This window comes from Chryseobacterium sp. CS3K3.1, from assembly GCF_059515165.1.
On record NZ_JCAKRV010000009.1, the window covers coordinates 135,766 to 149,313 of the forward strand.

Below are 13,548 nucleotides of genomic sequence, written 5' to 3' on the forward strand. Positions count from 1 at the left end.
AGCAAAGTTACGATGATAAGCTACAGACCCTATTTGTGAAAACAGAAAAATATTTGCTCATTTACGCCAATTTAAAAATTCTTCTTACCTTTAGAGTATGAACGACAGCCATTTTAAAGCGGTAGAAGAAGATGATGCCGAATTTTACATCTATCATGTTCTTACCGGAAATGTAACCACAGAGATTCATTATCACAGTTCTGCACAATTAGTCTATGCAGAAGGCGGTATTGTGCATGTTTTTACGGATCAGAAACACTGGTATCTTCCTGCCAGGTGTTTTATGTGGATTCCTGCCGGTACACCTCATTATATTTTTTCAACCAGCCCCAAAGTCGATTTATATAACTTTTATTTTAAGAAAGAAGAAAATGAAAGTGGCTTTTTTGATGAAATCAATATTTATTCTGTCAATAATCTCCTTCGTGAGATGATTTTCTATACTAAAGACTGGGATGGAAAAATCACAAAAAATGATACCTCAAAATATTATTTTCTCAAAGCTCTTAAAGGAGTTTTACAGGAAAAGAAACATAAACATCTGGCATTTCCGATACAGCACCCTTTTCCAAAAGATGAAACATTGCTGAAGATTGCAAGATATATTCATGCTAACCTTGAGAAACCCCTCACGATTGAATCTACGGCAAAAGAATTCGGAATGAGTACAAGAACCCTTTCCAGGAAATTTAAAGAGATTCTGGGCATGAATTACGTTCGCTTTCTGAGAGCGTTGCGAATTACCCGTTCCCTTGAACTGATGCTGGAAGGGAAATACAATATGTATGAAATTGCCATGATGGTAGGGTACAACAGCCTCTCGTCTTTCAGTAATATCTTCAAAAAGGTAATCGGAATGGCACCTACGGAGTATCAGCATAAATTGAGAGGGGATAAGTTGTGAGTTGGAGGGTTACGGGGTGCGTGTTACGAGGTAACGGGTTTTATAGTGCGGGATAAACTTTCTTGCCTGTTCTTACAGGTAAGGTTGCGAAAAAGTTAATTTAACGAGTAATAGCTGTTAAGATTTCCTACATTCCCCTTCCCTGAAGGGGTGGATTTTTGCAAAGCAAAAAGACGGGGTAGTTCAATAAAAAACCACCTCAATAAATTGAAGTGGTCTGTATTGTGAGAAATTCTCAGTTGCTTATTAAGCTTCTTCAGTTTTAGCTTCTTCTTTTTTAGGAGCTGCTTCCACTGGAGCATCAGATACGATATCAAACTCGTAGTTGTACTCAACATTTCTGTGAAGTCTGATAAGAGCTGCGAATTTACCAGTTCTCTTGATCGTGTTACCAGGAATTTTGATGTATTTTTTCTCTACAGAAACACCAGCTTTTTCTAAAGCAGCAGATAGATCAGCATTGTTGATAGATCCGAATAATTTGTCACCAGCACCTACTTTTGCAGGGATCGTGATAGAAGTTTTCTTCAATTGCTCAACTACAGCGTTAGCAGCAGCGATTAATTTAGCTTCTTCTTCTTTTCTAGCTTCTAATGTAGCTTCTAAAGCAGCTTTGTTTTTAGGTGTAGCTAAAAGAGCAATTCCTTGAGGAATTAAGAAGTTTCTAGCATAACCTGGCTTTACGTTTACTGTATCAAACTCAAGTCCTAAGTTTTCTACGTCTTTTTTTAGGATAATTTCCATTGTTGTTGTCCTTTTTTAGATTTTAGTTTTATATCTAAAATCAAGTTAGAATTAATGATGTATTCAGCAACAAAAGAAGAGGAAAAGCCTCTTCTCTTATTTATTTTTGTCTTATTTCAATAAGTCAGCTACGTATGGTAGTAAAGCAAGGTGTCTTGCTCTTTTGATAGCAGCAGAAACTTTTCTTTGGTATTTTAAAGAAGTTCCAGTGTATCTTCTTGGTAAAATTTTACCTTGCTCGTTTACAAATTGTAATAAGAAATCAGCATCTTTGTAATCAACGTGCTTAATTCCGTATTTTTTGAATCTACAATATTTCTTTTCAGATTTTGTATTGATATCAAGCGGAGTAAGGAATTTTACTTCTGATTCTCCTCCTGCTGAGGCTTGTTTAGCCATTTCATCTATTGCCATGTCTTGTCTTTTTTAAAAAATAGGGTTAATAATTAAGCTTTAGCTGCTTTTACTTTAGCTCTTCTTGTTACAGCGTACTCTACAGCGTGCTTGTCAAGTTTTGTAGTAAGGTAACGGATTACTCTTTCGTCACGCTTAAATGCTAATTCTAAATCAGCAACTACAGTACCTTCTCCTTTAAATTCGATTAAAGTATAGAACCCATTCTTTTTCAATTGAATCGGGTAAGCTAATTTTTTTAATCCCCAGTTTTCTTTAGCAACGATTTCGCAGTTCTTTTCTTTGATTAGATCTACATACTTGTTCACTGCTTCCTCTACCTGTGCCTCAGATAGAACGGGAGTTAAAATGAAAACAGTTTCGTAATTGTTCATAATGTTAAAAAATTTGTTAATTATTTCGAGGTGCAAAAGTAGAAAATATATTTGTTATATGCAAGAGGATTGGTGAAATAGTTAGCGTTTCCTTAGAATGTCTATTCATCTTTTTATAGATTTCTGGATTCAGTTTCATCATTGGATCTGATTTCCGTCAGAAAATTCACCTTCAAAACATCATACAAAGAATGTCTGCTTACCAGGATGGAAGCAATAGAAGAAACCATTCCGGCAAGCATAAGGTGGAATATCAATGAATGTCTGTCTGTCATTTCCAGCACAATAATCGCTGAAGTAAACGGTGCTCTTGTAATTCCGGTAAGGAAAGCAACCATTCCGCCCAGAATCACCACATTAGTTTCGTTGGGTGTTAAATGAATAATTCCTGAAATAACAGAACCTATACTTGCTCCCGCAGTAAGAGCCGGAGCAAAAATTCCACCGGCACCTCCGGAAGTAAAGGAAAGGGCAGGACCCAGCATTCTGAGAATGGGAACATACCAGTCTTCATGTTTATCTTTAGTAAAAAGAACACGCTCCATAATTTCTTTTCCTGATCCCAGAACTTCTCTGTTGATGAAATAAGCGATGGAAGCAATAATTAAGGCACAAATGATCAGAAAGACCACGTTGGCTTTATCTGTTTTCAGTTTTTTCTTCTTCCAGCTATTGATTTTAAGCATGGTGACCGATAGCTGGCTTGCCAGAATGCCGGCAGTGGCAGCTACCAGTATAATAGGAAACATCACCATTAAAGAAACATCATTGGTTTTAGGATAGCCGAGATATAAATAAGATCCCGCTAATGTTTGAGCGGTAAGACCTGCAATGATTACTGCTGTAAATAAGGCTGTTTTAAAGTAATTGATATGGGTTTTTGACAGCTCTTCCACAGCGAAAACAATTCCTCCCAACGGAGTATTGAATGCTGCTGCAAGTCCTGCTGCCGCTCCCGTCATAATCATGTTTTTTTTGGAAATCTTTGGCCACCATTCGGGAAGGTATTCATTCACTTTTCTGAAAACTGAACCTGCAATCTGAATCGTTGGTCCTTCACGTCCAACAGCACCTCCTCCGATTACAAGAATGACGGAAGAAAGTATTTTGAAAAAAATGATTTTAATACTTAAAAGATTCCGGATTTTCCTATGTTCTTTCGGATTGGCCAGTTCTACCGCCGCCATCACCTGAGGAATCCCGCTTCCTTTGGCATTCGGCGCAAATTCTTTCACCAGCCACCAGGAAAGTACAAATCCAACAGGTGCAATAATAAAGATCATCCATGCGTGCCAGTCGAAAATAAAATTCATGAGGTGTTCACCCCATGCAAATACCTGTGCGTACATCACGGCAAAAAAGCCTGTTATGACAGATCCTATCCAAAAGGGAATGGCCTGAAGCAGATTATGCTTAAGCTGTTCATTCCGGATATTGTCGAAGGAATTTTTGAGAGATCTTTTTATGAGGGCGAAAATTTTCAGCATTTGTCAGTTTAGAGATGTAAAAATACGTGATCTTCTATAATGAGTATCTATTTCAAATAATATTTGTTTTAAAATTAATACTAATACCTTAAACTTCCAAAAAATATTTAAGTGTTAAATTGTCATATTGATAAATAAAAGCTGTTTTTATTAAATTTTCATCGCTTGCTTTGTGTAATTTTTAATCTTATGAGTTTTAATAAGTCTAATTAATAAAAACAAAAAACCTTCGATTTAACCGAAGGTTTTCATTTTATATGATCAACAATAAGCAAAAATTACTTATTACTGATTATTTATTACTTATATTTCTGTGTTCAGATCCCAGTTTTCAAGGTAGTCGTGAACGTGCTTCAGCATCATTCCTCCCAGGGAACCGTCTACCACTCTGTGGTCATAAGAGTGAGACATGAACATTAAGTTTCTGATAGCGATTACGTCGCCATCAGCTGTTTCAAGAACTGCAGGCTTCTTAACGATCGCTCCGATGGCTAAAATAGCTACCTGAGGCTGAGGAATAATCGGTGTTCCCATAAGGTTTCCGAAGCTTCCTACGTTAGAAATTGTATACGTTGCCCCTTGAGTATCTTCTGGTCTCAATTTCTTGTTTCTTGCTCTGTAAGCTAAGTCATTGATTGCTTTTGCAAGCCCTGAAAGAGATAACTGATCCGCATTTTTGATAACAGGAACGATAAGGTTTCCGTCCGGAAGGGCAGTCGCCATACCGATGTTGATGTTTTTCTTTTTAATGATGTTTTCACCATTGACAGAAACATTGATCATCGGGAAATCCTGGATGGCTTTCACCACAGCTTTAACAAAAATAGGCATGAAAGTCAGTTTTTCACCTTCACGTTTTTCGAATACAGCTTTGTTTTTATTTCTCCATTTTACGACGTTGGTAACGTCTGTTTCAATGAAAGAAGTAACGTGTGGAGCAATTTGTTTTGCTTTCACCATGTTTTCAGCGATGATTTTTCTCATTCTGTCCATTGGAATGATCTCATCACCTGCACTTACCGGAATAGTAGCTGCCGGAGCTGATACTGCAGGTTGTGGAGCAGAAGCTGTCTGTACCGGAGCGGCCTGCTGAGCTGGCTGGCTTCCTCTGTTGGCAACATAAGCTAATATATCTTCTTTGGTAATTCTTCCTTCCAAACCGCTTCCTTTGATAGATTTCAGTTCAGTTTCAGAAATTTTTTCCTGTTGTGCGATAGATTTTACAAGTGGAGACAGATAAAGATCTCCTGAGAATTCTACGTTTGAAGCAGCTACTGTTTGCAATGGCTCTTCAATCGCTTTTAAAGTTTCAGCATCCGGAGCAGCTGCAGGAGTTTCAGTTTTTACTTCTTCTGAAGCTGAGCCTTCTCCTTCAATTTCTAAAATAGCAATGGCTTCACCTACTTTTGCAACTTCATCTTTTTGCTTTAAAATTTTCACAATTTTCCCCGAAACTGGTGTCGGTACGTCTGAATCTACTTTATCTGTTGCAATTTCTACTACGGAGTCATCCTCCTTTACGTTATCACCTTCATTGAATAACCAAGTGATAATTGTCGCTTCCATAACCCCTTCTCCCATGGAAGGAAGCAATAATTTGTATTCTGCCATTTTTGATTTTTAGATTTTGACAAATATATAAAAAAAATCGGTTTTTTTAAGAAATATATAATCTTAGCTGAATTCGATATAAATATTTTCTCCCACATTCAGTCCAAACAGGCTTTTAGCGCCGTTTTTCTTGCTTCCTTTGTAGATGGTAAGCTCCAATAACTGACTATCATTGAAGATGGCCGCAGACTGTCCGTGAAATTCGGTCTCCCTTTTCCAGTCTGAAACAACTTCCGTGTGGCTGGAAAATATTCTTGAAAGGCTTAAATTTCTGAATTTTATGGTAAAACTGTTGTAACCTTTACTGATGTTCTCAAAAAAATCTTTATTGATATTTGATATTATATTTCCGAAATTATCAATATAAGTCACTTCGCCAATAATCATCCCTTCCGATTCATTATAAACCGCCCGCGGGACCATCAGCTGTTTTGCTGTGCTGATTTTTCTTCCTATAACTTCAGGAAGTCCGCCATTGGCAAGATGTACTGCTGCAGGAACAAAAATGTCTGTAGAAGTGAAGTTGATAACGTCATCAAAACGGTTATTCAGCGTAAGCTCGTAGATGGCTTCCGGTTTTATATCAAAAAATATAAGGCTCAAAAGGCCGTTGTCTGCCGCCAGGAAGTAAGATCCGTCTGCTTTATAGAGGATGTTCTTTCTTGATTTGCTGTAAAAACTGTCTACAGAAAGAATGTGAATGCTTCCTTTGGGAAAATATTTATAAGCATTTCTTACAATATATGAAGTCTGTATAAGATTGAATGCCTGGATTTCGTGGGTGATATCAATAATATTAACCTCAGGGTTTAGAGACAGAATTTTGCCTTTCACAGCGGCAACTCTGTAATCTAAATTTCCGAAATCCGAAGTAAGGGTAATAATTGACATGAGCAATTTATAGAATAGTGTAGTATTGCAAAGTTATTTAAAATAAAAAGAAAGCCCGAAAGATTGTTGAAAAGAATTTGATATAAATTTGAAAAAAAGCTTTAATTTTAAAATCTAAAAATAAAAATACTGCATGTTTGAATTAACATATGATTTGGAAGATATCGACGCGAAAATCTTCTATGGAGTTAATAACCAATATTTCAACTTAATAAAATCAAGCTTTCCAACCATAAAAATTACAGGAAGAGATCATTTTATCTTTGCCATGGGAAATCAGGAAGCTTTAGACATACTGAAGCAAAAACTTGACGATATTGTCAGTTTTATCTCCAAAAACAATTCAATAGGACTGAAAGATGTTGAAAATATATTGAATATTAAAGACGAAAACGAAAAACAATTGGTATTCGATCAGGATATTATCGTAAAAGGAGTCAACGGCAAAGTAATTAAGGCTAAAACGACCAATCTTAAAAAACTGGTAAAGGAAACAGAAAAAAAGGATATGGTTTTTGCCATCGGCCCGGCAGGTACAGGAAAAACATATACCAGTGTGGCATTGGCAGCGAGGGCTTTAAGAGATAAAGAAGTGAAAAGAATTATTCTTACCAGACCGGCCGTAGAAGCAGGAGAAAGCCTTGGATTCCTTCCTGGTGACCTTAAAGAAAAGCTGGATCCGTATTTACAGCCTTTGTACGATGCACTTCGTGATATGATTCCCCATGAGAAACTGGAAGGTTTCATGGAGAAGAAAGTGATTGAAGTAGCACCATTGGCTTTCATGAGAGGACGTACTTTGGATGATGCTTTTGTGATTCTGGATGAAGCACAGAATACCACTCATGCCCAGATGAAAATGTTCCTTACCAGAATGGGAATGAATGCCAAGTTCATTATCACGGGAGATCCAAGTCAGATTGACCTTCCGAAAAATCAACAGTCCGGACTAAAAGAGGCTATGAGAATTTTAAATGGAGTAAAAGAAATAGGGTTTGTACACCTTACAGAAGAAGATGTGGTAAGGCACCCGGTGGTAAGAAAGATTATCCTTGCCTATAACGACGAAGAGAAAAGATTAAGGAACGACTAGTAAAAATGGGTAAAAGTTTCTATTAACCTTTTATTAACCTTAAATAAGTTGGTTAAAATTTGTTAATTTGAAAAAAATAGTTAGCTTTGCACACCTTAAATGTAAAAACTAACTAAACATGAAAAAACTTTTACTTGTTGCAGCAGTCGCTGCTATGGGAATTTGTGCCAACGCACAGGAATTTCGATTTGGTCCAAAAGCCGGATACTCTTACTCTACAGTTAAATTGAAAGGTGACAATCAGTCTGAAACTTCAGATCCTTTACATACATTTTATATCGGTGGTATCGCTGAATATAAACTGAGTGATAAATTTGCCCTACAGGGAGAACTGTTATATTCTCCGCTTGGAGGAAAGGTAAATGTGGCTGAAGCTGATCCGGAAGATCCGACCACCTTTTTAAATGTAAAAGCAAAGCAGACTTATCATACTTTATTAGTTCCTATTTCTGCCAAGTATTTTATTACTGAAGGATTATCAGTTTCTGCAGGGGCCAGCTTCGGAGTGATCCTTTCTGCAAAGCAAAAGCTTACTGCTGATTTTGGATTCGGAATTCCTGGATTCGAGATTGATGCTAATGACGAAAGAGATATTAAAGATCAAATGAATACTTTGAATATTGCTCCATTCCTTGGTGCTGAATATGCATTGGAAAACGGATTGTTCTTTGATGCGAGATACAACCTTGGAGTTTCTAACCTTGCGAAACACGCTGAAGGGAATGAAAAGTTAACCAACAGCTTCGTACAGGTAGGCGTAGGTTTCAAATTCGGAGGAAACTAATTCTGAAAATTTAATTTTAAATGATCATAAAAGCAGGGCAAAATTTGTCCTGCTTTTTCTGTTATAAGGCAATTTTATTCTAATGATGAAAATAATTAGTATTTTTGCAGGGTAAAATTTAAACTTAAAAAAATGAAAAAACTATTATTACTAGGTGCTTTTGCACTTTTAGGAGGTGTTGCTCAGGCACAGGAAGGTTTCAAATTGGGTGGACATATTGGGGTTCCTGTATCTGATGCAAGTGATGTATCTTCATTTACATTAGGAGTGGATGCTGCTTATATGTGGAATATTGCCAAAGGTTTCGACCTTGGTGTAACAACAGGATATTCTCATTTCTTTGGAAAAGATAACTTTGATGATTTCGGATTTATTCCTGTAGCTGTTTCAGGGAAATATAAGTTTAAAGGTGCTCCTATTTTTGTAGGATTAGACCTTGGATATGGTATTTCTACAAAAGATGGGGTAGATGGAGGTTTCTATGCACAACCTAAATTTGGATACCAGATGTCTAAAGGAGAGTTGTATATCGGATATCAGTCTATCAGTAACACACGTGATTATGGTTGGTACAAACATAATTGGAACGTAGGAGCTGTAAACTTAGGATTTAATTTCTTTTTGAAATAAGAAAAAGCAATTGCATATGAGAACTCCGGCCGAAGGCCGGAGTTTTTTGATTATTTAGATAAAGACTTTATCGATTTTTCTCTCAGTAATTTCTTATAAAGAGGATTTTGAACGGATTGGAAAAAAGAAAAAACAACCTCAAATAATAAACGTTTGTTTAAGTTTTAAGAGTTAATGGCTTTGAAATAAGCATTTTAAGTTAATAGGCTTTAGCATTTCACCTGAATTTATGGGCTTTTGGTAAAAAATACAAAATTTAAAAAACTAAATATATTCAGCTCTTGTTGAAAAAAAGTGATTTTTTTATTCATAAAATTGTGAAAAACTTAATAACATCTCTTAACTAGGATTTATTTTTATAAAACCCTATATTTTAGTAATGATATTAATCACATTAACAAATTTTAATATTACTGGGGACCACTGTAAATTTGCCCTCAGAAAGTATTAAAATTTTTTACAATGAAAAAAATATTATTAGCGGGTGCTGTTGCACTTTTTGGTTTATCAAACGCTCAGATTGCTAAAGGAACTACATATTTATCAGGATCTGTTGGTTATTCTCAAGTAGAAACGAACAACGGTAACCTTAAAACTGAAAACTTCAACGTATTACCTACAGTTGGATATTTCGTTAACACTAACTTAGCAATCGGATTAGGTGTAGGATACCAAACTGAAAAAACTACAGCTACTACGACTACTACCATCGGAAACGCTACAACTGTAAGCGAAAATGTAGTTAAGCAACCAGCTTTCGTTGTTGCTCCATTCGTAAGAAAATACTGGACTTTGTCTGACAAGTTGTATATCTTCGGACAATTAGCAGTTCCAATGCAGTTCGGAAAAACTGAAACTGAAACTAGCTCTGTAACTACAGCTGGAAACACTACAATTTCTAACTCTACTTCTACTGAAGCTAAATACACTCAAATCGGTGTAACTGTTAAGCCAGGTTTAGATTATTTCTTAAACAAAAACTGGTCTATCGAAGCTACTATCGGTGAGTTCGGTTATAACAACTACAAGCCAAAAGATGGTGATGCTACAAACAACTACAACTTCGGATTGAATTTATCTTCTGTAACTTTCGGAGTTAAATATGTATTTGCAAAATAATAAACAAAGCATATAGCAAGAAAGCCCTGAGAAACCCTTAGGGCTTTTTTTTCTATACAAAACTAATATAATAATCATGAAAAAAATCGTATTGATGGGCGCTGTTGCGCTTTTTGGTTTATCAAATGCACAGATTGCAAAAGGAACTTCTTATCTTTCAGGACAGGTAGAATATTATCATAATGAAAAGAATGAATTCGAAGCCAAAACAAAGGATGATGTGATCAGAATTCTTCCAACAGCTGGATATTTCGTTAATAACAATTTAGCAGTAGGACTTGGGATAGGCTATAAAAGTGCCGTTACAAAATATACGGTAAGTGGTTTTGGATTCCTTAATACAATTGAAATAAAAAATACAGATAACGCATTTGTTGTTGCTCCCTTTGTGAGAAAATACTGGACTTTATCTGATAAATTATACATCTTCGGACAATTACAGGTTCCATTGGAATTTGGTAAGGAAAAACTGGATTTTAACAGTGAAGATGATGGCGGAGACCCAATACTTTCTGCTCCGTTTACAGAAAAAAATAACTATACTACCATTGGAGTGAATATTAAACCGGGGCTGGATTATTTCCTGACTAAGAACTGGTCAATTGAAGCTACAATAGGAGAATTCGGATACAATACTTATAAAAAAGATCTGGAAGGGGCGAAAAGAACTAATGATTACAAATTGGGTATCAATTTAACTTCCGTGACTTTTGGAGTGAAATATGTATTTGCAAAATAGTAAACAAAGCATATCGCAAGAAAGGCCTGAGGTTTCTCAAGTCTTTTTTTGTATTTTTGCGAACATTTTTTTAATACAATAAATCATGAAAAAAATTTTATTAGCGTCTGCAATCGCTTTATTTGCAGGTTTAAATGCACAAACTACATTCGGTGTAAAAGCAGGTTATGCTTTGTCAACATTAAATTCCGATGCCAATAGCGTCAATTTTGAAGGGATAGGAGCAAGTCTTAAATCCAAATCCGGTTTTTATATCGGAGGTTTGGTTGAGCATAAACTGAACGATAAATTTGCGTTACAGGGAGAAGTGGAGTATGCTAACCTGGGAGGTAAAGCGGTAGTAAAAACTTCCGGAGTTACTGTGACGGAAAAACTGCATTTTAACAGAATTGTTATTCCTGTATCTGCAAGGTATTATGCAACTCCTGAACTAGGGCTTTATGCCGGTCCATATGTAAGTTTCAGAACCAATACAAAAGCTAAAATTGAAGTGAGTGGGGCGCAGTCTAATCCATCTGCTATCAACGAAGGTGAAAAATATCTTGAAAATTATTTTGATAATGGACTGAAGTCTACAGAATTCGGTTTGTTCCTGGGAGCTGATTATGATGTATATAAAGGATTATTTGTAGATGCACGTTACAGTTTTGGTCTTACCAATATGATCAAAAATCCTGCGGATGGAGAAAAATTAAAAATGAATTTCTTCCAGTTAGGAGTAGGATACAAGTTTAAATAAACAGATACCGTATAAAAATAAAAACTCTCAGAATTTCTGAGAGTTTTTTATGAATGATTTTGTCTTTCTTATTTTCCAAACATTCCACCCATTCCAGGCATATTCGGCATTTTGCTCATCATCTGCATCATTTGCTTTCCTTGAGGTCCTTGCATCATCTTCATCATTTTACCCATTTGATCGAACTGTTTCATTAATTGGTTCACATCTTCGATTTTTCTTCCGGCACCTTTAGCAATTCTTCCTTTTCTCTGTGTATTAATGATAGAAGGTCTTCTTCTTTCTTCAGGAGTCATAGAATAGATAATGGCTTCAATGTGTTTGAATGCATCATCACTGATTTCTACGTCTTTGATCGCTTTTCCAACTCCAGGAATCATTCCCATCAAATCCTTCATATTACCCATCTTCTTGATCTGGTTGATTTGCTTAAGGAAATCATCAAAACCAAACTCGTTTTTAGCAATTTTTTTGTGAAGTTTTTTAGCTTCTTCCTCATCAAACTGCTCCTGAGCTCTTTCTACTAAGGAAACAACGTCTCCCATTCCCAGGATTCTGTCCGCCATTCTTTCCGGATAGAAAAGATCTAAAGCTTCCATCTTTTCTCCTGTAGAGATGAACTTGATTGGTTTTTCAACAACAGAACGGATCGTTAAAGCCGCTCCACCACGAGTATCACCATCTAATTTCGTTAAAACAACTCCGTCAAAGTTCAAGGCATCGTTGAATGCTTTTGCTGTATTTACAGCATCCTGACCAGTCATTGAGTCTACTACGAAAAGAGTCTCCTGCGGTTTGATGAAATAGTGTACGGATTTGATCTCGTTCATCATCTGCTCATCAATGGCTAAACGACCAGCCGTATCCACGATTACAACATCATGGTTGTTGGCTTTTGCAAAATTGATCGCGTTTTCAGCAATGGTAGATGGGTTAGTAGCACCTTCTTCAGTATAAACAGGAACTTTGATCTGTCCTCCCAATACTTTCAGCTGGTCAATCGCTGCAGGACGGTAAACGTCACATGCTACCAGTAAAGGTTTTTTATTTCTTTTTGTCTGTAAATAATTAGCAAGCTTTCCTGAGAAAGTGGTCTTACCGGATCCCTGAAGACCGGCAATAAGGATTACAGTAGGTTTTCCTGAAAGATTAATTCCTTCCTGAGAACCTCCCATCAGGTCTACCAGCTCATCATGAACAATTTTCGTCATCAGCTGTCCCGGAGTAAGGGAAGTAAGAACGTTTTCTCCTAATGCTTTATCCTGAACTCTCTTTGTAAGATCTTTCGCAACTTTATAGTTAACGTCGGCATCTACCAATGCTCTACGGATCTCTTTTACGGTTTCCGCAACATTGATTTCAGTAATTTTTCCTCTTCCGGAAATATTGTGTAATGCCTTGTCTAATTTATCCTGTAAACTATTAAACATATTTATTGTAAATTATAGGTTTGCAAAAATAAGGAATTTTTAGGATATCCAAAGTGTTTGAATCCGTAATATTATATATACACGTAATATTATTACAAAGAAGAAAAATGATAAATATCAAATCATAGTATAATACGATAGAAAAAGTCTATTTTTGCGATCAATTAAAATATAGAATGAAAATTAATCCCAATATTCTTGTTGTCGTTTTATTCTTTCTGACCTTCCTGGTGCATTTTTCCCTTTGGAAATTTGTTTTTCACCTGGATGAGATAGTGATCATTAAATTTTACCTTTTTCTAAGTGTCATGTTTATGATGATGATCACTCTTGTTATCTTAATTAATAGAGTAGCGCCTCAATTTTTAGGATTGTCTGTTATTGGTTTGATCCTTTTAAAATTTGGTTTAATGTATTTAATCAGAAAAAAACTGAACTTTGAAGTGATTCCCGGCTACAAATTCCATTTTATCATACCTTATTTTGTCCTGACAGCACTGCTTACATACTATGCGATCGGGTTAATTAATCATGATAAAAAACAGTAAAATTATTTATTGAAACTAGAAAAATTATCATATTTTTGCAC

General features: G+C 35.9%; 15 protein-coding genes. 8 read left to right on the forward strand and 7 right to left on the reverse strand.

Features of this window, described 5'->3' with window-relative positions; translation table 11 throughout:
• Window positions 1-97: 97 nt before the first annotated feature.
• Window positions 98-904 (forward strand): helix-turn-helix domain-containing protein, encoded by an 807-nt coding sequence (locus AC5YGI_RS10695; protein WP_330746570.1) that lies wholly within the window; start codon window positions 98-100, stop codon window positions 902-904.
• A 246-nt stretch (window positions 905-1,150) separates the two neighbouring features.
• Here the strand turns inward: AC5YGI_RS10695 and rplI are convergent, their stop codons facing one another.
• The 6 genes from rplI to AC5YGI_RS10725 all read right to left on the reverse strand — a co-directional run bounded on the left by rplI (window position 1,151) and on the right by AC5YGI_RS10725 (window position 6,425).
• Window positions 1,151-1,648 (reverse strand): 50S ribosomal protein L9, encoded by a 498-nt coding sequence (rplI, locus tag AC5YGI_RS10700; RefSeq protein WP_047429787.1) that lies wholly within the window; start codon window positions 1,646-1,648, stop codon window positions 1,151-1,153.
• A 111-nt stretch (window positions 1,649-1,759) separates the two neighbouring features.
• Window positions 1,760-2,062 (reverse strand): 30S ribosomal protein S18, encoded by a 303-nt coding sequence (gene rpsR / locus AC5YGI_RS10705; protein ID WP_002979091.1) that lies wholly within the window; start codon window positions 2,060-2,062, stop codon window positions 1,760-1,762.
• A gap of 32 nt (window positions 2,063-2,094) precedes the next feature.
• Window positions 2,095-2,436, reverse strand: a complete 342-nt coding sequence (rpsF, locus tag AC5YGI_RS10710) for a 30S ribosomal protein S6 (protein ID WP_034695444.1) — start codon at window positions 2,434-2,436, stop codon at window positions 2,095-2,097.
• 113 nt (window positions 2,437-2,549) lie between these two features.
• Complete coding sequence (locus AC5YGI_RS10715) at window positions 2,550-3,923, reverse strand: chloride channel protein (RefSeq protein ID WP_496168272.1); 1,374 nt, start codon at window positions 3,921-3,923, stop codon at window positions 2,550-2,552.
• Window positions 3,924-4,226: 303 nt separating this feature from the next.
• On the reverse strand, window positions 4,227-5,534 hold the full coding sequence (locus AC5YGI_RS10720; protein WP_330746567.1) for a dihydrolipoamide acetyltransferase family protein: 1,308 nt from the start codon (window positions 5,532-5,534) through the stop codon (window positions 4,227-4,229).
• Window positions 5,535-5,597: 63 nt separating this feature from the next.
• Entirely contained in the window at window positions 5,598-6,425 is an 828-nt protein-coding gene (locus AC5YGI_RS10725; protein ID WP_496168274.1) for an SAM hydrolase/SAM-dependent halogenase family protein, read from the reverse strand.
• Window positions 6,426-6,558: 133 nt separating this feature from the next.
• Here AC5YGI_RS10725 and AC5YGI_RS10730 point away from each other — a divergent pair, with 133 nt between their 5' ends.
• The 6 genes from AC5YGI_RS10730 (at window position 6,559) to AC5YGI_RS10755 (ending at window position 11,529) form a co-directional block, all read left to right on the forward strand.
• Window positions 6,559-7,518, forward strand: a complete 960-nt coding sequence (locus AC5YGI_RS10730; protein ID WP_002979097.1) for a PhoH family protein — start codon at window positions 6,559-6,561, stop codon at window positions 7,516-7,518.
• Between the two features lie 118 nt (window positions 7,519-7,636).
• A complete protein-coding gene (locus AC5YGI_RS10735; RefSeq protein WP_227944317.1) occupies window positions 7,637-8,302 on the forward strand; it encodes a porin family protein in 666 nt (221 codons plus the stop codon).
• Window positions 8,303-8,434: 132 nt separating this feature from the next.
• Window positions 8,435-8,932 (forward strand): hypothetical protein, encoded by a 498-nt coding sequence (locus AC5YGI_RS10740; protein WP_330746565.1) that lies wholly within the window; start codon window positions 8,435-8,437, stop codon window positions 8,930-8,932.
• Between the two features lie 462 nt (window positions 8,933-9,394).
• Entirely contained in the window at window positions 9,395-10,051 is a 657-nt protein-coding gene (locus AC5YGI_RS10745; protein ID WP_114821338.1) for an outer membrane protein, read from the forward strand.
• Window positions 10,052-10,127: 76 nt separating this feature from the next.
• Complete coding sequence (locus AC5YGI_RS10750; RefSeq protein ID WP_496168277.1) at window positions 10,128-10,790, forward strand: outer membrane beta-barrel protein; 663 nt, start codon at window positions 10,128-10,130, stop codon at window positions 10,788-10,790.
• An 85-nt stretch (window positions 10,791-10,875) separates the two neighbouring features.
• Window positions 10,876-11,529, forward strand: coding sequence for a porin family protein (locus AC5YGI_RS10755; RefSeq protein ID WP_496168279.1), 654 nt, complete (start codon window positions 10,876-10,878; stop codon window positions 11,527-11,529).
• 68 nt (window positions 11,530-11,597) lie between these two features.
• Here AC5YGI_RS10755 and ffh read toward each other — a convergent pair whose 3' ends face one another.
• Window positions 11,598-12,959, reverse strand: coding sequence for a signal recognition particle protein (ffh, locus tag AC5YGI_RS10760; protein ID WP_330746562.1), 1,362 nt, complete (start codon window positions 12,957-12,959; stop codon window positions 11,598-11,600).
• A gap of 176 nt (window positions 12,960-13,135) precedes the next feature.
• On the opposite strand from ffh, the gene AC5YGI_RS10765 reads away from it, so the two are divergent.
• Entirely contained in the window at window positions 13,136-13,507 is a 372-nt protein-coding gene (locus tag AC5YGI_RS10765) for a hypothetical protein (protein ID WP_330746561.1), read from the forward strand.
• Window positions 13,508-13,548: the final 41 nt, after the last annotated feature.

Coding starts and splice junctions, on each gene's coding strand:
- AC5YGI_RS10720 (WP_330746567.1), bottom strand. CDS start 5,534: ATGGCAGAATACAAATTATTGCTTCCTTCCATGGGAGAAGGGGTTATG.
- AC5YGI_RS10745 (WP_114821338.1), top strand. CDS start 9,395: ATGAAAAAAATATTATTAGCGGGTGCTGTTGCACTTTTTGGTTTATCA.
- AC5YGI_RS10765 (WP_330746561.1), top strand. CDS start 13,136: ATGAAAATTAATCCCAATATTCTTGTTGTCGTTTTATTCTTTCTGACC.
- AC5YGI_RS10755 (WP_496168279.1), top strand. CDS start 10,876: ATGAAAAAAATTTTATTAGCGTCTGCAATCGCTTTATTTGCAGGTTTA.
- rpsR (WP_002979091.1), bottom strand. CDS start 2,062: ATGGCAATAGATGAAATGGCTAAACAAGCCTCAGCAGGAGGAGAATCA.
- AC5YGI_RS10725 (WP_496168274.1), bottom strand. CDS start 6,425: ATGTCAATTATTACCCTTACTTCGGATTTCGGAAATTTAGATTACAGA.
- AC5YGI_RS10715 (WP_496168272.1), bottom strand. CDS start 3,923: ATGCTGAAAATTTTCGCCCTCATAAAAAGATCTCTCAAAAATTCCTTC.
- ffh (WP_330746562.1), bottom strand. CDS start 12,959: ATGTTTAATAGTTTACAGGATAAATTAGACAAGGCATTACACAATATT.
- AC5YGI_RS10735 (WP_227944317.1), top strand. CDS start 7,637: ATGAAAAAACTTTTACTTGTTGCAGCAGTCGCTGCTATGGGAATTTGT.
- AC5YGI_RS10730 (WP_002979097.1), top strand. CDS start 6,559: ATGTTTGAATTAACATATGATTTGGAAGATATCGACGCGAAAATCTTC.
- rpsF (WP_034695444.1), bottom strand. CDS start 2,436: ATGAACAATTACGAAACTGTTTTCATTTTAACTCCCGTTCTATCTGAG.
- rplI (WP_047429787.1), bottom strand. CDS start 1,648: ATGGAAATTATCCTAAAAAAAGACGTAGAAAACTTAGGACTTGAGTTT.
- AC5YGI_RS10740 (WP_330746565.1), top strand. CDS start 8,435: ATGAAAAAACTATTATTACTAGGTGCTTTTGCACTTTTAGGAGGTGTT.
- AC5YGI_RS10695 (WP_330746570.1), top strand. CDS start 98: ATGAACGACAGCCATTTTAAAGCGGTAGAAGAAGATGATGCCGAATTT.
- AC5YGI_RS10750 (WP_496168277.1), top strand. CDS start 10,128: ATGAAAAAAATCGTATTGATGGGCGCTGTTGCGCTTTTTGGTTTATCA.